Origin of the sequence: Variovorax paradoxus, from assembly GCF_030815855.1 — a bacterium.
Classification (GTDB): Bacteria; Pseudomonadota; Gammaproteobacteria; order Burkholderiales; family Burkholderiaceae_C; genus Variovorax; species Variovorax paradoxus_M.
In genome coordinates this window covers 4654541-4679517 of the sequence record NZ_JAUSXG010000001.1, presented here as the reverse complement: position 1 = coordinate 4679517, position 24977 = coordinate 4654541, and the positions used below count along the sequence as shown (strand labels likewise).

The 24977-nt window shown below is 59.8% G+C and carries 21 protein-coding genes and 1 pseudogene; 14 read left to right on the top strand and 8 right to left on the bottom strand.

The window, feature by feature from the left end; translation table 11 throughout:
• Window positions 1–254: 254 nt before the first annotated feature.
• Both QFZ42_RS22350 and metG read left to right on the top strand, forming a co-directional pair.
• Window positions 255–827 (top strand): cupin domain-containing protein, encoded by a 573-nt coding sequence (locus QFZ42_RS22350; RefSeq protein WP_307703068.1) that lies wholly within the window; start codon window positions 255–257, stop codon window positions 825–827.
• A gap of 327 nt (window positions 828–1154) precedes the next feature.
• Window positions 1155–2726 (top strand): methionine--tRNA ligase, encoded by a 1572-nt coding sequence (gene metG / locus QFZ42_RS22345; RefSeq protein WP_307703067.1) that lies wholly within the window; start codon window positions 1155–1157, stop codon window positions 2724–2726.
• Window positions 2727–3537: 811 nt separating this feature from the next.
• Here the strand turns inward: metG and QFZ42_RS22340 are convergent.
• The 4 genes from QFZ42_RS22340 to QFZ42_RS22325 form a co-directional block, all read right to left on the bottom strand.
• Complete coding sequence (locus QFZ42_RS22340) at window positions 3538–4104, bottom strand: nuclear transport factor 2 family protein (RefSeq protein ID WP_307703066.1); 567 nt, start codon at window positions 4102–4104, stop codon at window positions 3538–3540.
• 184 nt (window positions 4105–4288) lie between these two features.
• A complete protein-coding gene (locus QFZ42_RS22335; RefSeq protein ID WP_307703065.1) occupies window positions 4289–5077 on the bottom strand; it encodes a response regulator transcription factor in 789 nt (262 codons plus the stop codon).
• Between the two features lie 411 nt (window positions 5078–5488).
• The gene (locus tag QFZ42_RS22330; protein WP_307703064.1) at window positions 5489–7144 is read right to left on the bottom strand and encodes a sigma-54-dependent Fis family transcriptional regulator; all 1656 of its coding nucleotides are present in this window, start codon (window positions 7142–7144) and stop codon (window positions 5489–5491) included.
• Window positions 7145–8758: 1614 nt separating this feature from the next.
• Window positions 8759–9499, bottom strand: a complete 741-nt coding sequence (locus QFZ42_RS22325; protein WP_307703063.1) for an SDR family NAD(P)-dependent oxidoreductase — start codon at window positions 9497–9499, stop codon at window positions 8759–8761.
• A 608-nt stretch (window positions 9500–10107) separates the two neighbouring features.
• On the opposite strand from QFZ42_RS22325, the gene QFZ42_RS22320 reads away from it, so the two are divergent.
• A complete protein-coding gene (locus QFZ42_RS22320) occupies window positions 10108–10764 on the top strand; it encodes a hydrolase (protein ID WP_307703062.1) in 657 nt (218 codons plus the stop codon).
• A gap of 499 nt (window positions 10765–11263) precedes the next feature.
• On the opposite strand, the gene QFZ42_RS22315 is transcribed toward QFZ42_RS22320, so the two are convergent.
• Entirely contained in the window at window positions 11264–12202 is a 939-nt protein-coding gene (locus tag QFZ42_RS22315; RefSeq protein ID WP_307703061.1) for an alpha/beta fold hydrolase, read from the bottom strand.
• 92 nt (window positions 12203–12294) lie between these two features.
• Between QFZ42_RS22315 and QFZ42_RS22310 the strand changes: the two genes are divergently transcribed.
• The 11 genes and pseudogenes from QFZ42_RS22310 (at window position 12295) to QFZ42_RS22260 (ending at window position 22858) form a co-directional block, all read left to right on the top strand.
• Window positions 12295–12879, top strand: a complete 585-nt coding sequence (locus tag QFZ42_RS22310) for a CGNR zinc finger domain-containing protein (RefSeq protein ID WP_307703060.1) — start codon at window positions 12295–12297, stop codon at window positions 12877–12879.
• Between the two features lie 54 nt (window positions 12880–12933).
• Entirely contained in the window at window positions 12934–13353 is a 420-nt protein-coding gene (locus QFZ42_RS22305) for a RidA family protein (RefSeq protein WP_307703059.1), read from the top strand.
• Window positions 13354–13538: 185 nt separating this feature from the next.
• The gene (locus QFZ42_RS22300) at window positions 13539–14411 is read left to right on the top strand and encodes a helix-turn-helix domain-containing protein (RefSeq protein ID WP_307703058.1); all 873 of its coding nucleotides are present in this window, start codon (window positions 13539–13541) and stop codon (window positions 14409–14411) included.
• 79 nt (window positions 14412–14490) lie between these two features.
• Entirely contained in the window at window positions 14491–15465 is a 975-nt protein-coding gene (locus QFZ42_RS22295) for an IS5 family transposase (protein ID WP_307703057.1), read from the top strand.
• Between the two features lie 829 nt (window positions 15466–16294).
• Window positions 16295–16510 (top strand): hypothetical protein, encoded by a 216-nt coding sequence (locus tag QFZ42_RS22290; protein ID WP_307703056.1) that lies wholly within the window; start codon window positions 16295–16297, stop codon window positions 16508–16510.
• Window positions 16511–17096: 586 nt separating this feature from the next.
• Complete coding sequence (locus QFZ42_RS22285) at window positions 17097–17573, top strand: (2Fe-2S)-binding protein (RefSeq protein ID WP_307703055.1); 477 nt, start codon at window positions 17097–17099, stop codon at window positions 17571–17573.
• On the top strand, window positions 17570–19831 hold the full coding sequence (locus tag QFZ42_RS22280; protein ID WP_307703054.1) for a xanthine dehydrogenase family protein molybdopterin-binding subunit: 2262 nt from the start codon (window positions 17570–17572) through the stop codon (window positions 19829–19831). Before QFZ42_RS22285 ends, QFZ42_RS22280 begins: the two co-directional genes overlap by 4 nt.
• Window positions 19832–19833: 2 nt before the next feature.
• Complete coding sequence (locus QFZ42_RS22275) at window positions 19834–20499, top strand: Isoquinoline 1-oxidoreductase subunit (protein ID WP_307703053.1); 666 nt, start codon at window positions 19834–19836, stop codon at window positions 20497–20499.
• Window positions 20500–21164: 665 nt separating this feature from the next.
• Window positions 21165–21346 (top strand): annotated as a pseudogene (locus QFZ42_RS22270) (quinone oxidoreductase); the annotation flags it as partial.
• 231 nt (window positions 21347–21577) lie between these two features.
• Window positions 21578–21994, top strand: coding sequence for a hypothetical protein (locus QFZ42_RS22265; RefSeq protein ID WP_307703052.1), 417 nt, complete (start codon window positions 21578–21580; stop codon window positions 21992–21994).
• Window positions 21995–22081: 87 nt separating this feature from the next.
• Window positions 22082–22858, top strand: a complete 777-nt coding sequence (locus QFZ42_RS22260; RefSeq protein WP_307703046.1) for an alpha/beta fold hydrolase — start codon at window positions 22082–22084, stop codon at window positions 22856–22858.
• A gap of 571 nt (window positions 22859–23429) precedes the next feature.
• On the opposite strand, the gene QFZ42_RS22255 is transcribed toward QFZ42_RS22260, so the two are convergent.
• The 3 genes from QFZ42_RS22255 to QFZ42_RS22245 are packed head-to-tail and all read right to left on the bottom strand — an operon-like array spanning window position 23430 to window position 24964.
• The gene (locus QFZ42_RS22255; RefSeq protein WP_307703051.1) at window positions 23430–23858 is read right to left on the bottom strand and encodes a RidA family protein; all 429 of its coding nucleotides are present in this window, start codon (window positions 23856–23858) and stop codon (window positions 23430–23432) included.
• Window positions 23855–24166 (bottom strand): hypothetical protein, encoded by a 312-nt coding sequence (locus QFZ42_RS22250; RefSeq protein WP_307703050.1) that lies wholly within the window; start codon window positions 24164–24166, stop codon window positions 23855–23857. Before QFZ42_RS22250 ends, QFZ42_RS22255 begins: the two co-directional genes overlap by 4 nt.
• 18 nt (window positions 24167–24184) lie before the next feature.
• Window positions 24185–24964 carry an NAD(P)H-dependent oxidoreductase gene (locus QFZ42_RS22245; RefSeq protein ID WP_307703049.1) on the bottom strand — a complete coding sequence of 260 codons (780 nt, stop codon included), beginning with the start codon at window positions 24962–24964 and terminating at the stop codon, window positions 24185–24187.
• Between the last annotated feature and the right edge of the window lie 13 nt (window positions 24965–24977).

The window sequence follows — 24977 nt, the reverse complement described above, 5'->3', positions numbered from 1 at the left end:
GCGGACGCTGTGGCTCGTCAAGCGCAGCGAAACTCCGGGAAACCGGTGGCAGCGAAGTCCGTCTTCGACTTAGCAAAAAGGTGACCGCCTTGCAGACGTCCAGCGACGTTTGCCAGCACCTTACCAGCCGACCACACCGAGGTAGGTGAGGTTTTCGGACGGTCTGCAGCATGTTCAGTCAGTGCATCCCTAGGGCCGTCGGAGGAAAATTTTGCCGTTGAAGATTACATCGCAGACATACGTCTAGCCGGACAATGGGAACTTTCATACACGACCCTGGCGATAGACAGCCCCCTCTTGCTTCCCTCGATGGCAAGTCGAAGACTTCGCGTGTACAGCAACTTGTTTCAATCCTTGGTTTACAACCCCATCCGGAAGGTGGCTGGTACCGTGAAGTCTTTCGCTCTCCCGCGACCGTGTCACCTCGCGACGGCCGAACCTCTAGGTCCGCACTGACGAGCATCTATTTCTTGCTTGACGCCGGTTCTAGGTCGCGGTGGCATAAGGTGAGCTCCGACGAGGTATGGGTACACCTGGAGGGAGCGCCGCTTCTGCTCTGGACGTCATCCATGACGCTGCGCGAAGCCCCCGCGTGCACGCGACTTGGACCGGTCGATTCTGAAGAGACGCGGCCGCAGCACACCGTACCTGGCGGGACGTGGCAGGCTGCACAGCCAATGGTTGTGCATGCCGGTCCCGAGCACGTGCTGACGGCATGCATGGTTGGGCCGGGATTTGATTTCTCAGACTTTTGTCTCATGACGGAGGATGGCAACGAAGCAGGCCTAGTGCGGCAACACTGGCCCGACCTCAGCCGCTTTATCTGAGCGGAACAGCAAATGCTGGGCCGACACACAAGTCTGCGACTGGGTAGTCGGCCTTGCTCGCAGAAGCTTTTGCCCGCCAGCTCGTCCCTCCCCAAGAGGATCCACGCTCACTTTTCCATCTACATTGCGATCAATCAACGCATCGGCTAGCATCTCATCATGGTCAACAAAGCGTCAGCAACCTCTGTGTCGATGAAGATGTCGCGCTCCCCACCGGAAGCGGACATTTGCAGCGCGTGACCTGATCACTACCAACGCCAAAGCCGCTTCCACCTGGGGCGGCTTTTCTCATTGGGAAACCGCCTCACCACCTTTGAGGAGTTTCGCATGCCCACTGAGAGTGTTGCCCCCGGCGCGGGCGCCTGCCGCTACATCACCACCGCGATTCCATATGTCAACGGTGCCCCACACATCGGGTTCGCGCTCGAAGCTGTGCAGGCAGACGCGCTTGCACGCCTGTATCGTCAGCAAGGATTTCAGGTCCGACTTCAAGCCGGCACCGATGAAAATAGCATCAAGAATGTTCGTGCGGCGGATGCCGCCGGCATCCACGTCACGGAGCTGGTGGCTCAGAACGCAGGCCGTTTTGCAGAGCTTGGAACGACGCTCAATCTAACCTACGACGATTTCATCCGCACCAGCGCCGACCCGCGGCATCGGCCGGCCGTGGAAGCCTTGTGGAAGAAATGCTGTGACAGAGGTGATATTTACAAGCGGGTGTACGCAGGGCTCTACTGCAGCGGTTGCGAACAGTTCTACAAGGATGCTGATCTTGTGGGCGGCCTTTGTCCCGAGCACGGCACGCGACCGGATTGGATCGAAGAGGAAAACTGGTTCTTCAGGCTTTCGCGTTATGAAAGCCAACTGCGCAAGGCCTACGCACACGGCGAGATCGACATTGTCCCCGCGTCCCGCCTCAATGAAGTGCTTTCGTGGCTTGACGAAGGCCTTGAGGATTTCAGCATATCGCGTAGTGCCGCCCGCGCCCGCGGCTGGGGCATCCCGGTACCAGGAGACCCTAGCCAAGTGATCTACGTGTGGTTCGATGCCCTTGTGAACTACATTTCTGCCCTTGGCTTTGGAGCTGGAGGAGACACATCTTCTCAGTGGTGGGATCTCGCCATTTCACGCGAGCACGTTGTCGGCAAGGGCATCACTCGCTTTCACGCTATCTACTGGCCGGCGATGTTGCTGTCTGCGAGGTTGCCCTTGCCCACAAGGATCCTTGTCCATGGCTACGTCACCGCGGAAGGACGCAAGATAGGCAAATCGACGGGCAATGCGGTTGATCCAACGCCATTGGCAAAAGCGCTTGGATCGGATGCCCTGCGCTACTTTCTCCTGCGCCATATTCGATCGACAAGTGACGGTGACTTCTCGCATACAAGATTCCAGCAAGCCTACGAGTCCGAACTGGCAGGCCAACTGGGCAACCTAGTACACCGGGTTTTGAGCATGGTCGCTCAGTATCTCGCGGGCATTGGGCCGTGGCCTTCGGTCGCCCACAGTAAGAGCGACTGGTTGCTCCAGAATGCCAAGCGGCTGCCGCCATCTGTACAGGCCCATTCAGAGGCCTTTGCCTTCGATCGCGCGCTCGATCAGGTCTGGGGCTTCGTGGCGGACTGCAACCGCTACGTTGCCGAGCGCGCGCCATGGGTCTTGGCCAAAGGCTCTCGATCGGCCGACCCCGCAGCCGCCACCAAGGACACAGCGGAACTTGCCGAAGTTCTCTCCTGCCTGATGTTCGCGTTGTGGACGATCGCGAGGTGCCTCGTGCCCTTGCTGCCGGATACGAGTTCGAAGATCTTCAAAAAGCTTGGAATCTCTGACACGGACAGCGTCGACAGTCCGAGGCACCTTCGCGTCGAGGTCGGTTTGCCGATCTTCCCGAGAAGGTAGCTCGATACCCGGAAAGGCGCAGACTGGCGCTTGTGGACTCTGTGGAACCTCCCGTCCGCGCCACGGGTTCTCAACTTTGCTGCGATCACGCAAACGGCAATGATATAGGCGATAGGATGCCGGTACACCTTTAGGTTATTTAGGTACCAGATCAATTCGCCTGGTTTGATCGACGCTTTAGCCCTCCGCTGGCATCTCACTCGCTGTCGGACAAAACTGTGATCGTCCGTGGCATGCACTTCGCTGTGTTTAAGGCGGTCGTGTCATCAATCGGCCGCCGCCTCGTTTCAGCTGAAGCAGGCGCATTCAACCCTGCATAACTTCAAAGGAGTCGACATGAAGCGCACACACATTTTTTCGCCGTGAACCTGTGGCGCGTTCGCTCAACCGCAGCGCTCGAGACCCGTGGTGTCGACATCGGCGCCGTGACTAGGGCGACGCGGCCGATGCCATTGAGACGCGACCAACGAAGACGCTTCGGGAAGCTCGCACGTTCGAAGACCCGGTCGAGTTTGCCGCGCCGGAGGAGCGCGATGGCGTCGTGGTCGACTACGCGACCGTGGGCCTGAGCCTTGCCGCCATCCAGTGGCCCTGGTTCGCCCTCAGCTCGCGAAGTGGCGCATCAGGACCGCAGAGCAACTGCGGCGCTCGGCCAAGGGCCGCCAGGTGGTGCGCGCGAGCGGGATCGTCACTCACCGGCAGCGGCCGAGCACCGCGAACAGCGGGGTGTTCGCGACGCTCGAGGACGAGACCGGTATCCACGCCCGCAAGTTCGCCGAACTAAGTAAGTTGCTCAACAAGCACCAGACACTCAGATTTCGGTCTCTGACCCGTCCGGGTTGGCCTTGATGTGGTATTGCCCGCTTTCACGGAAGCTGCGGACCGTGGCGAAGGTGTCTTCCATGAATTGAACGTAAGAAAGCTTGCCGCCACTTCCCCGCGCCAAAACCGCAAACGGCGAGGTAACGGTCTTGCCCAGGGTGGTTGACGTATAGGTGAAGGTACCGAAGATCGCGGCGCCGTCCTCATTCTCAAAGCTGTCCTGGATCTGGAAGTTGTCGACCTTCCAATAGCGATGCACATCGATAAACGTCTGAACCAGACCTTTGACGCCTTTGGTCGTCCCAGCCCAAGGCAGAGCCTGCTTGACTTCCGGTTTCCCATAATTCAGCGAGACATAGATGAAGTCATCGGTGGTGTACTGTTTGACGAAGTCCAGATTGGTCGGGCTAGACAAGATCGTCTGCAGTACGGCCAATGGCGAAACGTTCGAAACTGGCTTGGTTGTGGAAAAGACCTGCGCATCGGCAGTGCCGACAGTTGAGGTCTCCGCCGCCGCTGCGGCGGGATTGCGATGCGTGTGTGCGATGCTGGACATGAAGTGGTGCTTTCCTAGTTTTCAAGAAGGGTTGACCCCCGCAACTTCGAATTTGATCGACTTCATTGTCATGAAGCGCCAACCAATTTCCGACGACCAGGGCTACGAAGGAGCAGTTTTTTGGCGGCAGAGAGGTACTACATAGGCAACTTCCTTCCTTCCAAGCGCGGCCCTGCGAGTGAGATTACTGATACGCCGTTCCCCAGACCGGCTTTGAGCGTAGAGGCGCTTGCTCCGAGCCAACTCCGTTCGCCACGGAAGGAGCTGCCACGCGAAAGCTGGCCGACGAAGCTGAACATGACTTGACGCTCGGGCACGCGAGGAATGGCACTGGCGCTAGTGCCAGCAAGCCCCGCTCGTGCGCTATCACCACAGCTTCTGTGCGATTACTTGCGCCTAGCTTTTCCAAGATCCCGCGCATGTGGCATTTGATGGTCCCGAGTTCGACCTGCAGCCGCGCAGCGATCACCTTATTGGCAAGGCCTTGTGCAGCGAGGCGCAAGACGTCAGTTTCGCGCGGGGTGAGTTGTTCATTGAGAACATTGTCCAAGAGGCTTAGGGCCAGTGATCCACTGACATGACGGATGCCCATCTGCACGTTCAACACTGCATCCATGACCTCGTTAGCCGCACTAGTGCTGGTCAGATAACCAGCAACGCCCTGCTTTAGCGCAGTACGGATCTCGGACTGGGTCGCGCGGCTTGTGACCACCATCACGTTCGGCCCTAGCGCGCCAGAGGGCACCTTTGTTCGTTGCAGCGCAGCGGCCAGTGACAACCCACGGTCGTAATCGGCAATTACAACGTCTACTCGCTGCGCATACAGCCAATGCAAGAGCGTCTCAAGTCCTTCTGCGGTGCAGGCTTCGAGAAGTTCGATGTAGCTATGGCGCGATAGTGTGACTGTAAGCCCGGCATTGACCAGGTGCTCGCCGTGCATCACGACGATGCGAGTTCTAGTAAGAGTTGTCATAGTGAATCTCAGGAGCGAAGTTCCAATGGAAATGCTTGTAGTGCTGCTTCGCGATAGGCAGGGGCGCCTATGCCGATAGCGCATGCCGTTGCTCTTCATTGAGGATGTTGAACCGGTCGTGCACATGTGGTCGAGGTCATCTGCTTGCTCTCCATTTCGTGATCTCGGAGGGAGTTGCTATGTCTGTTGCATGCGCCGTGCCAGATAAGTGCGGTCTCGATCGCACAAGGGTAATTCCCCAGCAAACACCGCCTCCGGGGTGTTGGACGACCGCTTGGAGCTGGCTCAGAGCGTTTTTGGAGGGCTGAAATTCGACCGCACTTCGACGCAGCGTTATCAAAGCGTCAAGTAGCCTGCATTGGCTTCATCATTTGATGAAGGCTGTCTGCTGGCGCCAACGGCCACTTGCGATTAGGGTTGAGGCACGTCGCCGCTGCGGAGGCGCTGCACGCGATAGCTCAGTTGCGGCCGGGTTAGGCCCAGCGCGCGTGCTGCCGCCGCGAGGTTGCCGCCGGAGCGAGCGACAGCTTCCTTAATCAGCAGCTGCTCCATCGCGTCGAGCGTCAGGCCTCGCCGTGATACTTCATCAAAGAGAGAATCGGACGCGGCCACGGACGGCGGCTCCAGTGTGCCCACTGCCGTTACTGTCAGGGCCCCGGTGTCCGGCAACCCCGGGAAAAGCGCGTCCACATCGATTGGCTCGCCGTCACTGACAAGAATTACGCCGCGTTCGATAAGGTTCTCAAGTTCGCGCACGTTGCCGGGCCAAGCGTGGCGGCGCATCGCGTCGAGCGCGCGGTCGGAGAAGCCGGCCACTTGCTTGCTATGGAGCGCCGCAAAGCGCTGCAGCAAGTGCATCGCGAGCGGCTCGATGTCGTCGCTGCGCTCGCGCAGCGGCGGAACGCGAATCGGGTAAACGTTCAGACGGTACAGAAGGTCGCGCCGGAAGCGACCCGAAGCGACTGCGACCTCAAGGTCGACATTGGTCGCAGCGACCACTCTCACGTTGATCTTGCGCGACTGGGTGCCGCCTAAGCGATCGAGCTCGCCAAGCTGCAGCACGCGCAACAGCTTGGCCTGCGCGGATAGTGGTAGTTCACCTAGCTCGTCGAGCATTAATGTGCCGCCATCAGCCCGCTCGAAGCGACCAACGCGTGGGGCGCTTGCACCTGTGTAGGCGCCTTTTTCGGCGCCGAATAGCTCGCTCTCGATCAGCTCAGCCGGTAAGGCAGCGCAGTTGATCGCCACGAATGGCTTGTCCTTACGGGGGCTCATCGCGTGCAACGCGCGGGCGAAGCGCTCTTTGCCGACGCCTGTCTCGCCTGTCAGTAGAACCGTTACCTGCGTGGCTGCTGCCTTGCGCAGCAGCGCGAGTGCCGAGTCAAAGGCGTTGGACTTGCCGACCAGCGGACCCAAGTCATCCGAGGCCTCCAGAGTGGAGCGCAGGCTCTCTATTTGAGACTGCAAATCTTCCAGCCGGATCAACATCGAATCGGGCTCATAGTCGCCCGCCATTGCTTCGGCTTCCGGCCAAGCGGCCGCCGCTTTGCCGACGATGCGACACGACGGAGCACCGCAGGCGCTGCACTCCGTTTCCTTGAAGAGGATTGGACGGCCGAAGAATTCGCTCGTGTAGCCCGAAGCATAGCCAAGCAGCATCCAGCACACAGGCTCAGTCTGCGGGCCGAAATCACGGATGTGGGTTTCCACCTCCCATGAATGGTCCCAGCGGAAGACACCGTCGAAGTGACCGCGTTCAATATCGACATCGAAGCGCTCGGGGGTGACCTGCACGGCGCCCTGCAGCATGTGCAGTTGTGGACCCACCAAGAACATCTCAAGCAGTGCTGCCTCACCGCGCACCTGACGAGCTAGCACTGCATCGCGCCGGCCGGACGCATGGCCAGCACGCATGAGAACACGGCGAGACTGCTCTCGGCCAAAGCTCAGAAGCAGTTCCCGGCGAAGCGAGCCTAGTGCCGACAGATGCAGCAAGACCATGCGCCGACCGCCCATCCAGATGCGGCCATCCGCCGCTGAGAACTGTATGAGCTGGCGCAGGTCCATGTCGTTCGGTAGAGATGGCATGTCAATCCTGCGACTGCGATGGTTGTCCAAGTACGGAGGCTTGTAGGCGCTCCCTCGACTAGGCCCAAGGTATGAGCGACCGCCGAGCGTCAAAGACCGGTCGTTGTCGGGGGCGGGAGCGAAGGATGGCATCCATTGCGAAGCGATCTCTCGGTGCGGCAGCGCGAAGGGTCGTCGGAGGTCGAAACAAATTTCCGTTCATAGTCTCGGGGCGTGGCGCCGATTGGCACGGCTCCCGGGTTCTAGAAGTCTTTGATGTCTCTTCGTCGCTATGGTGAACCCAAGGGACGCCGAGTGCTGCCTCCTAGGACAGCCATAAGTTTCAGCAAAGAACATACATATGCTTTTCCGGTTTCGACGGCTGTCGTAGTGCCGAAGCCAGTGGAGCTGGCCCGGTATTGCCTCTACCTTTGCGGCAGATCCTCCTGGTCTAAATTACCCGGCAGTTTCGGAGAAAGCGTGGGAGAACGCTGCGGCGAGAATCATCTGCCATTCGGTCTTGAGCCAGCATGGGGTCAGTATGCCCGCAGAGGTGGATGCAAGCACTGTTTAAGATTGCGGCAAACAGACTAAAAACGCCCACTGAACGCTGGCCCGAAGTCGTTCAGAAGCCGACCGGCTTGAGCGGAACCGAGCACGACTTTCACCTCGGTGCCGCTCATGCCCGCAGGAGCGATGCATCAAGCGCGTCAGGCGCATCAAGTGACGGCGCCGACGAACGAACAAGTCTTGCGCATCTTGCGCTTCAACTACATCAGTTCTGGAGCCCAGACTCTCTTCGGCGCTGACGAAGTCCGCGGCCTCTTGCGTCAACACTCGGCGTTCCATGTCGAGACCGCCGCTCCTATCCCAGATGCATGAGAGAGCGTTGTGGCTTGTCAGTCTGACTTAGTGTGCGCTTGCAGCATTGACACCTCCCGGGCAAACGTTGACCATCTCAGCCATTTGATCCGGCCGCACTTGGCAATATCCGCCCATCCTGATGAATAGGTTCTGGCCCATGCATTTCGTCGACGAACTGCAGGCTGGGCGTGTCCGCCTTGTCTACGGCCATGCACAGGCTTTCGCGGATTCTCCTGCTAGGGCATCGGGCGACCTGCAGACGGCCCGCTTGCCTAGCGGTGCTCGTAGAGGCTGGCGAACAGCTTGAGCGCGCCCTCGGCAAGGGTGCTGCTGATGTGGTTGGCCCACAGCTCGTGGAACTTGCGCCGTGGTCATCGCAGATCAGCGTACCTTGCCAGCCGCCGCTGCCGTTTCTTCGGCAACGCCAAGGAAGCGCCGTCCGTTGTGCCCGGCGCGGCTCACCGCGAAGTCGCTCTGGCGCCTCCGGAGTCTGATTCTCTCCACCGGACTTGGCTGGCGCTTCAGCCGCTCGAGCACCGCCATTTCGTGCGCCATCTTCCCATGTGAACTCCAGTGAGTCGTTTGAATGCGATCCCAGTGCCGCAAGACGCCGCCTGGATCAGTCCACGCTGTGCAAAAACGACACAACTGAGAAGGGTAAATCTCGCGTGCTTTGCTGCTTTGCTGCTTTGCTGCTTGGATGTCGGATACCCCTTTGAAGGAGTATCTGAGAACGCGTTCTTTGATTCTTTAGGCGAGAGCGCCGGCGTCAGCGAGCAGGGTCGCGCCGGTGATCAAGCTTGCGGCAGAGCTTGCAAGGAAGACCACAGCGTTAGCGACCTCTTTGGGCTCGCCAAAGCGTCCAAGTGCGGTCAGTGCCTTTTGGAAGTCAGCCGCCGGGCCGTTTGCGGGGTTCGAATCGGTATCAGTCGAGCCTGGGTGCACGCAGTTTACGGTGATTCCCTTTGGGCCCAGCTCACGTGACAGTCCCCGTGTAAACGACACGAGTGCTGACTTCGTCATCGCGTATGCCGTAACACCAGGGAAAGGCACACGCTCCGCCAACCCGGAGCCAATCGAAACAATGCGCCCCCCTTCCTTAAGGTACGGAATGACAGCTTTTGAAAATAAAACGGGCGCCCGCACGTTGGTATCCATGAGTACTTGATACTCCTTCAACTCCAGATCGGCAATCATGCCGCTGTGGCCGATCGCGGCGCTGTTGACGAGAATGTCAATGCCGCCGAGCGATGCTCCCGCCTCTTTTACTGCGCGCACGATTGCTTCCGGATCAGTACTGTCGGCCCGGATAGCGAAAGCACGGCGACCCAGGCTCTCGATTTGCTTAACGACAGATAGAGCTTTCTCTGGGGCATTGCGATACGTGAAGGCAACGTCAGCGCCATTTTCGGCTAACGTTGTGGCGATGGCTGCACCAATGCCTCGCGATCCGCCAGTAACCAGCGCCAGTTTCCCGTTTAAATCAATCATAGAAGTTCCTTGGTTTGCGAATTTATGGCACTGCGTTGGACGGCCAGCGGCGCCCGCATCGAATCGCCGAAACACATGTTCGTAGCCCTGCGCAGCGTTATTCTTAGTTGCTCAAAGTGGACACCGATTTCGTCGAAGACTCCTTCGACAATTTGCTCTAGAGCGAGCGGATTGGTGTTTAACTGTTGGTGAGGACGAAATTTCCATCCATGTCTCTGAGGATGGTGATGATTAAGTGCTCTCAACTTAATGTTCCAGACTCGTGTTGGATGGGGCATTACCGATGACGGGTGCCTGATGTGCAGAGTCCTTCGAATCGGCCGCCGCAGTATCTAACGAGACCTCGTGGAAAGCACTGTTCAATATTGCTTCAATCCGGCGAAAGTTGACCGTTAGGTTGCGTCTCAGGACGTCGCTCTGTCTTTAGGACTAGTCCGGGCAAGCATTTTTAGATAGTGCATGGCACTGGAATGGTTGGCACTATCGGGATCGGGCGCCGGCGGCTGCGATGCTTGCCGGACGGAATGCAGACTCGGCTTACTAATGAGCTAAGTTTGCGCCAGCTGCCCTAATCCATTGCATCGCGCACGCCTGACCAGGAGTTTCGAATGATTAAAGCCGGCCTTCCCGCACTTCTCCGTCCCGAAGACAGCATAGTTGTTCTTATTGATCATCAGCCTTTCCAATTCACAAATCTTCACAGTCATGACCCAACGATGATTGCGAATAATGTGATTGCTTTGGCCAAAGGTGCCAAGGCATTCAATGTCCCAACGATTCTTACAACCGTGCTTGAGGAGCGAGGGGGTTACCTCTTGAAGGGCTTGCAAGATGTTTTTCCGGAACAGAAGCCAATAAATCGGACATTTATCAACACTTGGGAGGACCCCGCCGTCACAGACATCGTAAAAAAGTCTGGTCGTAAACAGCTCGTCCTAGCGGCGCTTTGGAGCGAAGTGTGCCTTGCTATGCCGGCAATTCAAGCCGTTGGTGAGGGATATGACGTGTTCGTCGTCACAGATGCATCTGGGGGCGTATCCGCTGAAGCACATGACATGGCTGTGCGACGACTAGTGCAAACTGGCGTGGTTCCCATAACATGGCTAGCCGTGCTTGCTGAGTGGCAGCGTGACTGGGCACGAGAGGAAACGGCCAAGGGGCTGTCTCAAGTGTTGCTGGAGCATGGCGGCGGCAGTGGCATCGCGTTGGCCTGGGAGATTCAGCTCCTAGCCTCGGCGGGGCAGACGGCTTCGAAGGGCGTTTGACCTAACCCTCTGTGCAATATCGCCCTCCAATTAATCGCTGTTGTTCCGGTAACAAAGGCTGTGTACGTGTAGGCAGTTGAAGCTGTTTGAAAGTGCCTCTTCAACGTCCTCGTCCACGCCTGAGTGAGCCGACGGGTGCGCAGTTTAGATTGGTTGGCACCTATAGCCCGACCAATGTCCGAATGCTGCGCCACCTTCAGTTATGCCCGCGCGACATGCAACAACACCTGCGCTGCGCGGGCGAGTCAGCATTCTCTAAATGTGCTGGATCCTCCCTGCTGAAGCTTGCACTTGCGGGCAGCTGGAACCTCCGGTGAGCACGCTTTGCTGCGGAGCCAAGGTCAACGCTTGATCGGGCTCCCTCATGACCGTGATCGGGCGCGCCGCGTCAAGCCGCAGCGCGCTTTTTGATAAGGCCTGCAAGTTTGCGAAATGCGTTGCACCCGAAGTGTACTTGGCGCTTTTCGAGCGTTGGGTCGGCATACCCGCCCGAGTTTCATCACTTTACGTGCGCGTCGAGAAACGCCCGGATAACCGCTCCAATCTCGGCGCCATGGGTCTCAAGTGCCAAGTGTCCAGTGTCGTAAAACCGGATGTCAGCTCCAGGGATGTCGCGCTTCCATGCAGCGGCACCCGCTGGGAGGAAGAAGGGGTCGTTCTTCCCCCAAACAGCCAACAGCGGTGGCTGATGCTCGCGGAAGTAGGCTTGGAACTCAGGATACTTCGCGACGTTGGTCCTGTAGTCGAGCAGCAGATCTAACTGCACGTCCGCGTTACCGGCACGCGACACCAGATAGCTTTCGAGGGCGATGGCATCGGGCGGCACGAGGCTCGGATCAGGCACACCTTCCAGGTACTGCCACTTGATCGAAGACGGCGTTGGGAATTCGTGCAAGGATTCGCGGTTTTCCCGCGTAGGTTCCTTCCAGTACTTCTGAATCGGAGCCCAGCCATTACCAAGCCCTTCCGCATAAGCATTGCCGTTCTGAGAAATGATCGCTGTAATACGTGACGGGTGGGCTACAGCGAGCCTCCATCCGACCGGGGCGCCGTAGTCAAACACTTGCATGGCATAGCGATCAAGCTTCAGTTGCTCGGTGAATTGATTAATGGTTTTTGCGAGCTGGTCAAAGGTATATGAGTACGAGCCACGGGCAGGTGCCTCTGTGAACCCGAAGCCGGGAAGGTCAGGGGCGATCACGTGATACTTGTCTGCAAGTAGCGGAATCAGCCCGCGGTACATGAACGATGAGGCTGCGTAGCCGTGCAGAAGAAGGATCTTTGGCGAGCTCGGGTCCCCTGCCTCTCGGTAGAACACCCTCACGTCACCCACTTCTTCGAAGCGGTGGCGGACTTGGAGATCGCGAGCATTGACAGTACCGGATGAGACAGCAGCAGCTAGCTCCCCAGTTGTCACCACGGAAGAGTCGGAGGACATGAGTAGTACCTTGTAACCTAGATAATTAATTTCAAAGGTTACACTGGGAGTCGTAACTTGTCAATGGCGTGTTTAGAGGTTACATTCCATCAATGCACAGTACTTTGCAGTCGGACGAACCCCCGCTTATCGGCGATCACCTTGCACTTAACTTCCTCAACACCCGCTATGGGACGGGCTCAGCGAAACGTGAATGCTTTGTGGACGATGCGAGTGTAGTGCGATGGCTGAAGCAGGTTGGCGAGCTTCCAAATGACTTCGGCGAAGTGCCACCTGGGTTACTGAGTCTTACGCTGGTCCTCCGCGAAAGCGCGAGAGCGCTAGTTTCTGCGGCGAAGGCCAGGGAATACGGCGACACGCGAGTTGTGAACCATGTGCTCGAGAGGGGGAGTGGTTTGCACGAACTGGCATGGAACAGCAAAAGGGAGACTTTTGAGGTGCTGTCAAAACGTCGAGACAACGGGGCTGCCGGTCTGCTGTACCCGATCGCACAGGCCATAGTCGACCTACTTGTTAGTTCTTCTTTAGACCGAGTAAAGCAGTGCCAGGCTCCTGACTGCACGCTCATCTTTCATGACCAAACAAAGTCGCACCGCCGTCGTTGGTGCAGCATGGCCCTCTGCGGAAATCGGATGAAGGTTGCAGCCTTCCGTGAAAGGAAGAAATTGGGAGAGTAGAACGCCCACGATTCGCTTTGAGAAGCTTGACCGAATAAACATTGAATTTGGAACATGAACATGAACATGAACATGAGCAAGCCTGAGTTTTTTGTCGCGCCCGGCGCTGGTGAATTTTTCCGTACGGAGCTCCACTTTTCTAGCGCGGTCAAGATCGACAATCGAGTTGAGACGTCCGGGCAAGGTGGCTGGAATGACTCACTCCAAATTCCGGAACAGATCGAGGATGAAATTGCTGCAGCGTTCCGGAATGTTGAGCTCGTGCTACGAACGGCAGGTGCAACTTGGTCGCACGTCGTCCACGTGAACACGTATCACGTCGGCGGTTTTCCACCGATCGTGAACGAAACGATAGTGAAGCTATACCGGCAGTACATGCCGAACCATGCACCGATATGGACCCAAGTGGGCGTCGCTGCACTTGGGCTTCCGACGATGCGCTTCGAAATTCGCGTCACTGCAATAGTTCATTGATCTATTCCGAGGGTGTCTGCGCGATGTCCATGGCCGAGGAGCGTTGCGGTGGCTATAAGCAGGCGTACCGTCTAGCTTAGAGAAACTTTGAACGCATCGTCGACTTCATCTAATCTTATAGAGGAATATGGCGCTGCTCCCTTTGCTGGGGAGTGGACGCTATATCCAAGAATGAGCATTCAGCAATGCAAACCTCTGTCGACTTGCCGGAGAACGTGCTCAACCTAAATAGCTCGACACGCGTATGGTCGGGCGTGACGGTCATCCACGCACAGTTTACCTGTGCTGGTCGGGTAATGTATGAAGTTCCATTCGAGGACGAATCCCGTATTGGGTTAATACTAGAAGAGGTCGGAGCATATCGATCAGAACCACGATTGAATCGAGATATCCCATGTCGCGTTCACTACAAGCCGCGGCAGGTGAATTTTGTCCCAGCAGGAATGACAATCTGGGGATATAGCGGCGACATTCGGTACGCACGAGACGTTAGGATGTGCTTCAATTCCGCAACGCTACGTGAAGCATGCCACCTGGAGAAAGTGCGAAATACTGGAGACGTTCCTCTTTTGCGGTTCTCTGATGACCATATTGCTACGATGATGAAGCTACTCGCGGACGTCGTTGACGATCCGGATCCTTCCGTTCAGTTGTACGGCGACGCACTCATAGCAGCATTGGCAATTCGGATGTTCGGGCGAGCAGATCTCGAGACAAAGCGAACACCGAGACTGTCACCAATGCAGCTCAGGAACGCAGTGAGTTTTCTTGAGGCTAATCTGCCGCTTCGCGTTGACCTGAACACGCTAGCATCGCTTGCGGGACTTTCGCCCTCTTACTACAACCGCGCATTCAAGGCAGCAACTGGTTTAGCGCCCTACCAATGGCAGTTGCAAGCGCGAATCGAGCGAGCGCAAGCGCTCCTGCTATCAGCCAACATATCCCTCGATGATGTAGCGGAAGCAACCGGTTTCGCAGACGCCGTGCACTTCGGGCGCACCTTCAGAAAGCTTACAGGGGCAACCCCATCTGCATGGCGTAAGGCCCGCGTTTCATAAAGACCCTGCTTTAGGGAAGGTCTGAACAAGTCCACCGATCATCCCCTGAGACGTTGATTCGTTCAAAGGAACAGCAGTGATGAGCCAGATCAGCTTCTCGGACGCGGAGTACGCGGGCAAGCGCAAGAAGACGCGGCGCGAGGTCTTCCTCGAAGAGATGGAGCAGGTGGTGCCCTGGAAGGCGCTGCTGAAGGTCATCGAGCCGCACTACCCAGTGGCCGGCCGAGGCCGCAGGCCGTACCCGCTGGAGGCGATGCTGCGCGTGCACCTGATGCAGAACTGGTTTGCGCTGTCCGACCCGGCGATGGAAGAAGCGCTGTATGAGATTGCCTCGCTTCGCAACTTCGCCGGATTGACTCTGGGCGAGCCGATCCCCGACGAGACGACGATCCTGAACTTCCGCCACATGCTCGAGGAGTCGGACTTGGCCGAGGACATCTTCAAGCAGGTCAATGCGCACTTGTCGCGCAAGGGGCTGCTGCTCAAGCGAGGCAGCATCGTCGACGCGACGATCATCGCGGCACCCAGTTCCACGAAGAACACCGAGGGCGAGCGCGACCCGGAGATGCACCAGACCAAGAAGGGCAACCAGTGGCACTTCGGCATGAAGGCGCACATCGGCGTGGACGCCGACAGCGGCCTGGTCCACTCGGTGGCGACCACATCGGCCAATGAAGCAGATGTCGAACAGGTTGCCGATCTCCTTCACGGCAAGGAAGAACAGGTCTGGGCCGACTCCGGCTACCGGGGCGCGCAAACGCGTGTGCAGCGCGACAACTTGCAGTGGCACATCGCTGCCCGGCCGAGCGACATCGCCAAGTTGCCCGAGGGGCGTGCGAAGGCGCGATTGCAGAAGCACGAGCATCGCAAGGCCAGCGTGCGCGCGAAGGTGGAGCACCCGTTTCGCGTGATCAAGCGCCAGTTCGGCTTGATGAAGGTGCGTTTTCGTGGCCTGCAAAAGAACACCGCGCATCTGTTGACCCTGTTCGCGCTGTCCAACCTGTGGATGGCGCGACGACAACTCATGGGAGCAGTCCGTCCGAAGGTGGCCTGAGGGCCGCAAACACGGCCGAGACCTCACGCTGACGCGCCTTCGATCATGGATCCGGTGAACGATCTCAAATCGAACGACCTCAGACGGCTGCCGTTTCTGCGTTGTTCAGACCTTCCTTAGGAACCACCTTGCCTGTTTCCTAAGCGAATCAAGAGAAACGCGAAGGCCTCCCGATTGGCGCAGCAGCAAACGCGAGACTTAGCAACTAAGGCACTAGACCCAAGTGGCCAAGCCTCCACCACTCGCACGGCCACAAGGTAAGTGACTTACCTTGCTGTCGTGAGGCGCGATTAGTGCACATAGCTCAATGTTTTAAGTTTTTAAGCCATGCGGCGCAGTTTCTCAGTCTTCGCGGGGGCCGTCGACAGGGCTGCGTCCGCGCACCTTGAGGCCACCGTTCGGCTGGGACCATGGGCGAGGAGTGCGTCAGGTTGCCGCAGTCGCCCGCTGTGTGGTGGCGCCAGGGTCGCCGAAACGCCGAAATGAAATTCCGCAGCCAGGCCGTACGGCTCCACGTGATGCAGAGCACATTGCAACTGGATTTACCGGTTAGCGCTCCGACGACGTCGGTGGGCCTAGCCTGCAACACGTTGTCGGCGACCGCGGGAGCCTTGCAAGCCGCCGCTGTTCCGAGACCGTTCAGCAGCCCCATGCTATAGGCGCTTCTGCAGGGTCACTGCCGCGAGCCGCGAGCCGCGAGACGAACCGCCGGGCGCTGCCCACAGCGCGCAGAGTGCAGAAACCATGAACAGCGCCGCTCATTGACCGGCGGGGCATCGTCCGGAGAACGATCCTGAGGCTGGAGTGGCGCTCCCAGTTGCTCATACCGATGTTCCAGTTTGCCCCGGCCGGCCTCGTCGTACGGCCGAGCGTGGCTAGCGTGCTCGCGCATCTGTCGGACGTGTTCGACGACTGGGAGCTGGCGTTCTGGTTTGCTCAACCGAATGACTGGCTCCAAGGTGCCTTGCCGTTCGACATCGTTGGCCGGGACGGTGGTGCCGTCTACGAAGCGGCCTTGGCGGACCGCTTCGTCGCAGCCGGGTGACGGCTCCGGCGCCAGGCAGGAATCCTCGATCCGAACCAACGGCGAATCTTCGGTCATTAAGCTCGGGCGCCATCGAGGTGTGCAGACCCAGGGGACGGCTTCCCGGAACGTGACTGCATCGATCAGCAGCGTTCTAGCTGCCCTCATTGCCGCCACGCTGTGCTTAGACCGCCAGCTGTTCCTGGCCCGACACCCTCAACGCCGCCGTTGTCCAGACCGGCAATCGGTGTACGGACATGGCCTGCGTCGGCTTGGTGTACGGCTCGGGCTGGCGTGGCATACGTCGCGACCTCTAGGGCGAGCTGATCGCGTCGACGCCGCTTGCTGTCGGGCGCCGATGCCCTTGATCTTGAAGGGGCCTCGCCCGCTCACCCTACGCCGAGCACCACAGCTAGCACGAGTTCGGAGCCTAGCGGTGGCGCCCGCCAAAGGAAGTTGGTGAGAACAGGCGTGGTCTAGACCCGAAGACCAGCAACGAGGTCGTCCCAAGGGGTGATGCGTCACACGGCCGTGCGATGGACATTTGTCATCACATGCCCCTGCCTCAATCCGGGGCTGCGCATCCAATGATTACGAGGAGAGTGACTTGCCTTACACCTTGCGCGTTAACGGAAACGTCCACCAATTCGATATCGACGCCGACACGCCGCTTTTGTGGGTCTTGCGCGATCAACTTCGGTTGACCGGGACGAAGTACGGGTGCGGGGTGGCGCAATGCGGCGCTTGCACCGTGCTCGTTGGCGACAGGGCAGTGCGCTCATGCACCGTGCAAGTTTCCAATGTCGGCGACAAGGCCGTGACGACGATCGAGCAGCTCGAAGGACCCGAAGCGGCCGCGGTGCGGCGGGCGTGGATCAACCACAACGTGCCGCAGTGCGGCTATTGCCAGAGCGGGCAGGTTGTAAGCGCCGTGACTCTACTCAAGGAGAACAGGCGGCCGACCGACCGAGACATCGACCTGGCGATGGCCGGCAACATCTGCCGCTGCGCGACCTACACCCGCATCCGCGCCGCGATGCATGACGCCGCGCGGACACTGCAAAGCAAGAGGAGAAGTGCATGATGCTCGATGACACGGATGTCCTCCGCAACAATGATGCGCGGCGCATCGGTAAGCTTTCGCGTCGCGACATGTTGGCCCTTATGGGCCTGTTCGTCGGGGCCTTCGCGCTCGCCGCGCCTCGCCGCGCCTGGGCCGCAGCGGCGGCCACCGCCCGTACGGGTTCTACCGGCATCGCGCCGACAGCGCTCACTGCAAAGGGGTTTACGCCCAATGCGTTCGTAAGCATCGGCCGAGACGGCCTGGTGCACGTGGTATGCAAACACCTCGAGATGGGGCAAGGAGTGGCCACCGGCCTGGCAACCCTGGTCGCCGAAGAGCTCGACGCCGATTGGCAGCAGGTCAGAGTCTGGCTCGCGCCGGCTGACATCGAGCATTTCAGCAATCCGATGTTGTCTTCACCGGAATCGCCGCTGCAGGCCACCGGCGGCTCAAGCTCGATCGCCAATAGCTTCGTGCTGATGCGCGAAGCCGGGGCCAAGGCCCGCGCAGTTTTGCTACAAGCGGCTGCGACGGCGTGGGCGGTGCCAGCCCAAGCGTTGCGCACCGAGCGTGGCCAAATAGTGCACGCGGCCAGCGGCAGGCGCAGCGGGTTCGGCGAGTTCGTCGATGCCGCTGCCAAGCTTGCTCCGCCATCCACCGTGATGCTGAAGTCTCCATCGCAGTTTCGGCTGATCGGTGTCGAAGGCGCTACGCCTCGTCTGGATATCGACGACAAGACCAGCGGCCGCGCCATATTCAGCCTAGACATCGACGAAGGCGAGCCGCTGGTCGCTGTGCTCCTGCGCTCGCCGCGCTTCGGCGGCAAGCTGAAATCCTTCGACGCCGCAAAGGCCAGGGAGGTACGCGACGTCGTCGAGGTGAAGGAAGTGCCCGGCGGCGTTGTGGTCTACGCCAAGAGCACCTATCCCGCAATCAAGGCACGCCGGCTGGTGCAAGCCACGTGGGACGACAGCGAGGCGGAGTCGCGGGGCAACGAAGAGCTCTACGCGGAATTCGTCGGGGCGCTGGACGATGTAGGCTTGGATGTAGGCAGACGCGGTGACCCGTCACGGGTTGCCGGCCCGGGCCAACGCGTGCAAGCGCAAGTCCTATTTCCGTACTTGGCGCATGCGCCTATGGAGCCGCTCAACGGCTGGATGCTATGGGACGGCCATTCGGTGCGCTGCCGCTTCGCCGCTCAGCAACCGACAACGGATCTGATCGAGATCGGCAAGGTCTTCGGCGTTCCGCCATCGGCCGTCAGTCAAACGGTGGTGATGGCCGGCGGCAGCTTCGGCCGCCGTATCGACACCGGGGGCGACATGGTGGGCGAGCTGGCGCAGGTATGCAAGGCGATGGGCCCGGGTAGGCCTATCAAGCTGGTGTGGACGCGCGAAGACGACATCCAGGGTGGCTTCTACCGCCCGATGGTCGCGCACCGTTGGCAAGCCGTGATCGAGAACCGCAAGATCGTGGCGCTCGAAGCGCATGTGTCGACGCAGATGCCGCTGCCGTTGCCGATCACCGATCCTGGCGGCAAGGTGACTCCCGTGGCAGTGGAGTTGATGGCCGCAGGAATGGAGGATCTGCCCTACGACGTGCCCAACGTGCGCTGCGTGCTGCATCCGATCACAAATAGGATTCCGGTCGCCACGCTTCGATCGGTGGCGAACATGCACACGGGCTACGTGACAGAGACGTTCTTCGACCACTGCTTCGAGCTGATCGGCGATGACCCCGTTGCCGCGCGGCTGAAGCTGTTCGCCGGCAAAGACGCACCGCGTCTGCGCCAGGTGACGCAATTGGTCGCGGAGATGGCCGACTGGCGTGGCGGCCAGCCCCGGCAAGGCCGCGCGATGGGTGTGGCCGTGGTCAAGAGTTTCGGCACCTACGTCGCGCAGATCGCCGAGGTTTCTCTGGGCAAGGGAGGCGAGCCGGTCGTGCACCGGGTCTGGTGCACGGTGGACTGCGGCCAGGTCGTCAATCCGGACATCGTCCGTCAGCAGATGGAAGGCAGCATCGGCTTCGGGCTGGGCGTGGCGATGTACGGCGAGATCAAATTCAACAAGGGTGTCCGCATCTCGCGCAACTTCTTCGACTACCGGTCCCTGCGCATTCACGAAATGCCCGCAGTGAGCGTGCGCCTAGTCAGGTCTGACGCACCGCCCAGCGGAGTAGGTGAGCCTGGCGTGCCGCCGATCGCCCCCGCGGTGGCCAATGCGCTGGCACGGCTGGGGAAGCCGCGCCCGTTACGACTGCCTTTCGTACAAGGAGTGTGACCATGGCTGTGTGTCGTTTGTTGACGGCTGGCCGCGCTGCCTGCACAGTGGCCACATTGTCCGGATTGCTGCTGGCCCAGGCCGCCTCGGGACCGCCGCAGTCGAGCAAGGCGGCCGAATCGCCATCGGGGGTACCTTTGAAGGCAGTTTCGGAATTCGATGCCATTCAAGATCCCCGAGCGCGCTCGGCGGCCCTCTTCATTGAGGCCGGCAAGGTGCTTCAGCACCCGAGATGCTTGAACTGCCATCCCAATGGCGACTCCCCGACGCAGCGGGATGAGATGACGTTGCATCGTCCGCTGGTAGTACGCGGCGCGCGTGGCTGGGGTGCCGGCAACGCGATGACTTGCGTCGCTTGCCACTCGTCGGTAAGTGGACCTACGGGTGGCAGTTTCGACGACATTCGCTGGCGTGTGGCTCCGGCCAAAATGGCGTGGCAAGGGCTGACCCTGCCGCAGATATGCGCGCAGCTCAAGGATAGACGCGGCAAGTCCGATACGGACAAGATGCTTAAGCATAGCGTCGAAGACAAAGTGATCGGCATGGGCTGGAACTTTGGGCCTGCATCACCGCCGGGCACGCAGAAGGAGTTCGGTGAACTGATGAAGGCCTGGGTTGCAACTGGTGGGCACTGCCCGAACACAGGCGAGGCACGCGGTAAGCATTGAGCGGAGACTCGTGCGGCGACGGAAAGCGAATCTTCGAAGCTCCTAAAGGCTCTCGTCGCGACGGAGCGCTACGTCCGTGTACGGCAGAAGGGTGAACCGCAGGACTTGCCGGGCGGCGATCTCCTTGCGCACGTCTTTCGTAGACCGTGATCGTGAGCGTCTGGAGCGTCGGAGCAGCATCCGCAATTCGGGCGCAACTGGTCTGGCTTCGCTGGCGGGCGCGGAGTCACGGGCGTGCGAAGGCCACTACGCGGTTGTAGGAGCCCTGGTAGCCGAGCGCGACCAGATCGGCTTGCATCTGCACAGCAGCTCGTCTTGGTCCATGTTGTGACCGTATGCGGCGGTGCGCAATGCTCGCCCACACCTGCTCCTCCGACCACCGTGCACCGCGCGCCAGTGATCGGTGTGCCGCGCGCTCTTACCTTGGCGACTGTCGGCGCGATGCCGCTCGAATTCCGCGTAGAGCGCGCGAGGTTGACTCTTCGGCGCGCTCACCCGTCACTACGAGAGTGCGCTGGTTGCGGAACTTCGGGTCGTCGCGGAGGTACGAAACGCCCACTTCGACCTTGTTCGAACTTGAGCACCATGGTAAGCGCGGCCTCAAGGCCCTCTTGACGCCGACCGGGTGAGGAGGCCGACGATGCTCAGACGTCAAGCACATGGCGGACGAGGGGTTCGACGTCGTGTATGAGACCGTGGGCGGTGCCACGCTCGATATGTCGTTTCTGGCCTGCGTCGGTATACAGGCCATGTCGTGAGCGCGCTGGGTTGGGGCACCCACGCATTGGCACCGCTGTCTTTTCGCGGCGCCACTTATTCCGGTGTCTTTACGATGATGCCGATGATGTGAAAAGTGCGGCGCAACGGCCTGGTTCGACCAAGCGCAAATTGATGCCGTGCCCCCTCGCGTGAGCTATCGCTTCGTGAATCGGTAGCGTCTCTCTTAAGGAGGATAAGGCATCTGCTTTCAGAACGTTGCCGGCAAAGCGCTGCTGACCAATGATTGGAAGCCTCTCAGACCTGGTCTTCACAGGTCATGGGGGCATCCTCCTTCTTCCACCCCCAGTTAGTACCAATCATGAAATCAATCGCCAATGTGTCGGTCATCGGAGTTGCGTTCCTAGGATTCTCTTTGAGCTGTTTGGCTGAGATCAAGCCTCAAGCGGCGCAGGTTCACGAGCAGCGAAAAGTCGAGGCGGCGGAGGCTGCTCGTGAGTTCAAACCTGGTGAAGGTGATCCAGTTCCTGAAAGTCGCCCCAAGGTGCCGCGCTCAGACCGGGTAAAAGCGCGTGAAGTCCGCAAGACCGCGGGAGGCGAAGCGGCACGCGCCTTCGCGCCGGGGGAAGGTAATCCCAAACCAAGTAGTGCGGTCTCGCGACCCCCAAAGGCCGAACGGAGGGCCGAGCGCACCGCCAAACGAGCGGAACTGAAGGCAGAAAACAAGGCGGGTGCTCTTCCGAACTATGGCGACTCCTACGGCAACAGGCAGCGCTAGAGCCGTCCGCCGTTTGGAATTGTCGGTTAGCCCTGCCGGACGCTATCCGATCAAGCTGACAACTCAACGTACGTTCCGAAGCTAACCATGTTCAAGTTCATCTCGCGCATTCTTGCAGTCAATATCCTCGCATCCGTTGCCTTCGAGGGCGGCGCTACCGAAGCCAAGCCGACGATCGTCTTGGTTCACGGTGCGTTCGCTGACTCGTCCAGCTGGAACGGAGTGGTCTCGCTACTGACCGGCAGCGGATTCACGGTAGTCGCCGCCGCCAACCCGTTGCGAGGGGTCGCCAGCGATGCGGAATACTTGGCGTCGCTCGCACGATCGATTGCCGGACCGGTCGTCCTTGTCGGTCACTCATACGGTGGCGCGGTCATTTCGGCCGCAGCCAACGGCCTAGGTAACGTGAAGGCGCTCGTATTCGTCGCAGCCTTTGCTCCGGACCAGGGCGAGTCCGCGCTGGCCCTGGCAGGAAAGTTTCCTGGATCGACGCTGGGAGCGGCTTTGGCTGCGCCTGTGGAGCTGCCTGACGGTGGCAAAGACCTGTACGTCCAGCAGGCCAAGTTCCCGCAACAGTTCGCTGCGGACGTTCCGCTCCCACAAGCGAAGGCCATGGCGGCCACTCAACGGCCGATCAGAGCAGCCGCCTTGGAGGAAGCATTGCATGCCCCTGCTTGGAAGGCCATTCCCAACTGGGCCATCTACGGAACGGCAGACCTGAATATCCCGCCTCAGGCAATGAGTTTTATGGCGGAGCGTGCGAAGGCAAGAAAGATCATTGTGATCAAGGGTGGCTCACACGCATTAATGGTGTCCCATCCGGCGAATGTGGCAGCGCTCATCCGGGAGGCTGCAGGCAACTGACAGCCTGGCCGTAATGAAGCTTCGTCCGAGCAGTGCGGGCGTCGCGTGTGTGATGTCGAAGTTCAAGATCGGTCGTGATCTCGCGCGTTTGGGCGCACGTCAAAGAGGCCGTATAAGTTGGCGCACTCCATCGCAGAAGCGTTTGAGCACGTCACTTTGTCCCAAACCACGTTTGCGGCGCGATGGCACAGGCAACTGCCTTTTCGACCTCAAGCTGGTCGAAGCTATTGGAGTTCAAAGCAGGCAAGTCGAGTTCAAAAATCTGCCTGCTACTCTACCGTGCATGAAGAAATAGAGTTCGAAAACATCCGACAGCCTCGATGGTGCGGCCACGCCAATGCCCTGCTCGCGATCGGCCGAAAAGGCGCACAGCGCAGCGCTGCGCCCCATCGCACGACCTGGCCCCGGTACGTCAGAATCCGGCCCAGAAGCGGACCTTCGTCGCTCCTGATAACGAAGGGGATGCGCTAGCTGTGTGCACAGCGAGCATGTGATGGTGGATCGCGACCCCCTGCTCCGGCTATCCAACTGCGGCAGCCCCGGCGCCGAATAATCGGCGAAGCACGCTTCATTAAAGGACAGCGAGGGCCTGGATCTCAACGAGCAGTTCGGGCAATCCGAGCCTTGAGACCTGGACCAGCGTCTCTGCCGGCCGAACTCCGGCGAACTCCTCGGCCAGCACGTGCAGGTAGTTGCGATGATGAGCGATGTCCCTCAGATACACCGTCAAGCTGGCAACGTTCTTCAGCGTGCCGCCCGCCGCCTCAACCGCTACCCGAAGGTTGGCGAAGACTTGCTTGAGTTGGGCATCAATGTCGCCCACACCGATCAGCGTGCCGTCGGCAGCTAGCGCGACCTGGCCAGCGATGAAGACCAACCCTCGGGGGGAATCTGCTCGGACGACTTGGCTAAACAGGTATGGCGACGAGTCCCACAAGTTCGCAGGCTGGATGGATTGCAACGGCATTTCGAGGTTCTCTTCCAGGGTCGGTTCAGTCATGTTCGCGATGGGATGCAGCGGCCCTGTGCGAGCGCAGCGAACTGAGGGAACGGCTTCAACGGCACCATCTGCACGTGCAACACGTTCTCAGCCTCAAGCGGCAAAGCGTCGACATAGTCACGGGCTTGTTCCGCGGAACTGGTTTCCAGCTCCAGCGCAGCTCCGGGACCGTCGGCCAGCCCGTGCACAGCGCGCACGATCCCAGCAGCCATGCCCCGCCACACAGCCCGGGTTTCCAGTTCGCCCAGTCGCTCGGAATCGTCGGTGCCAGCGTCCTGGCGACGGGTCAGGATGGCCAGCGTTTTCACGTGGTAGTCCCCACCATGTCATCGTTCGTTCTCGATGTGTGCCATGAGGCCGGTTTGACCTGGCGCGATCTCCGGCTTGAGTTCGTTGTGGTTGGTGTAATCGCCACTGTTCTGGGCCCGGAACGAAATAGGCGCATCAGTGAACAGGCCATCCAGGCGCAGCCGCCATACGGCCTCGGCGCGGGCTACGTGGTCGGCGTCCATCCGGCCGGCGCCGTAGACGGTAAAGGTGGGCAGCACGTCAAAGCCCGGAAAGTGCAGCGAGCCGTGGGTGACCGGGAACAGCAGTTGCTCGATCGGCCCATTGATTCCGCGCTGCCCGTAGTCGGTCTCGGGGCCACCTGTGGACACCGCGAGCAGGGCGCGCTTGCCCTGGAAAGCGCCCGCGCCGTACCGGTATGCGTTACCCGCGTTCTTATACTGGTGGGCGAGGCCAGCGGCCCACACGCGGTCGATCCAGCCCTTCATGATTGCCGGCATGCCGAACCACCAGAGCGGGAACTGAAAAATCACGGCGTCAGCCCTCAGAACCTTCCTCTGCTCGGCCGCCACGTCGGCCGTCTGCTGACCCGTGGCATAGGCGTGGCCCGATTCGGCGCCGAAAGATAGGCGCTCGGGATCGGACCGCTGCGGGAAGTCATCGGCGTCGAACACCGCCTTCCAGCGCATCGCATACAGGTCGGACTCCAGCACCGTGTGACCTTGGGCTTGAAGGCTTTGACGCGATACGCCCACCAGGTGCCGGGTGAGCGAGGTCGGCTCGGGCTGGGCATGGATGATCAGAACAGTCTTGGACATGAGAGATGGTGCT

Coding starts and splice junctions, on each gene's coding strand:
- QFZ42_RS22350 (WP_307703068.1), top strand. CDS start 255: ATGGGAACTTTCATACACGACCCTGGCGATAGACAGCCCCCTCTTGCT.
- metG (WP_307703067.1), top strand. CDS start 1,155: ATGCCCACTGAGAGTGTTGCCCCCGGCGCGGGCGCCTGCCGCTACATC.
- QFZ42_RS22340 (WP_307703066.1), bottom strand. CDS start 4,104: ATGTCCAGCATCGCACACACGCATCGCAATCCCGCCGCAGCGGCGGCG.
- QFZ42_RS22335 (WP_307703065.1), bottom strand. CDS start 5,077: ATGACAACTCTTACTAGAACTCGCATCGTCGTGATGCACGGCGAGCAC.
- QFZ42_RS22330 (WP_307703064.1), bottom strand. CDS start 7,144: ATGGACCTGCGCCAGCTCATACAGTTCTCAGCGGCGGATGGCCGCATC.
- QFZ42_RS22325 (WP_307703063.1), bottom strand. CDS start 9,499: ATGATTGATTTAAACGGGAAACTGGCGCTGGTTACTGGCGGATCGCGA.
- QFZ42_RS22320 (WP_307703062.1), top strand. CDS start 10,108: ATGATTAAAGCCGGCCTTCCCGCACTTCTCCGTCCCGAAGACAGCATA.
- QFZ42_RS22315 (WP_307703061.1), bottom strand. CDS start 12,202: ATGTCCTCCGACTCTTCCGTGGTGACAACTGGGGAGCTAGCTGCTGCT.
- QFZ42_RS22310 (WP_307703060.1), top strand. CDS start 12,295: ATGCACAGTACTTTGCAGTCGGACGAACCCCCGCTTATCGGCGATCAC.
- QFZ42_RS22305 (WP_307703059.1), top strand. CDS start 12,934: ATGAACATGAACATGAACATGAGCAAGCCTGAGTTTTTTGTCGCGCCC.
- QFZ42_RS22300 (WP_307703058.1), top strand. CDS start 13,539: ATGCAAACCTCTGTCGACTTGCCGGAGAACGTGCTCAACCTAAATAGC.
- QFZ42_RS22295 (WP_307703057.1), top strand. CDS start 14,491: ATGAGCCAGATCAGCTTCTCGGACGCGGAGTACGCGGGCAAGCGCAAG.
- QFZ42_RS22290 (WP_307703056.1), top strand. CDS start 16,295: ATGTTCCAGTTTGCCCCGGCCGGCCTCGTCGTACGGCCGAGCGTGGCT.
- QFZ42_RS22280 (WP_307703054.1), top strand. CDS start 17,570: ATGATGCTCGATGACACGGATGTCCTCCGCAACAATGATGCGCGGCGC.
- QFZ42_RS22275 (WP_307703053.1), top strand. CDS start 19,834: ATGGCTGTGTGTCGTTTGTTGACGGCTGGCCGCGCTGCCTGCACAGTG.
- QFZ42_RS22265 (WP_307703052.1), top strand. CDS start 21,578: ATGAAATCAATCGCCAATGTGTCGGTCATCGGAGTTGCGTTCCTAGGA.
- QFZ42_RS22260 (WP_307703046.1), top strand. CDS start 22,082: ATGTTCAAGTTCATCTCGCGCATTCTTGCAGTCAATATCCTCGCATCC.
- QFZ42_RS22255 (WP_307703051.1), bottom strand. CDS start 23,858: ATGACTGAACCGACCCTGGAAGAGAACCTCGAAATGCCGTTGCAATCC.
- QFZ42_RS22245 (WP_307703049.1), bottom strand. CDS start 24,964: ATGTCCAAGACTGTTCTGATCATCCATGCCCAGCCCGAGCCGACCTCG.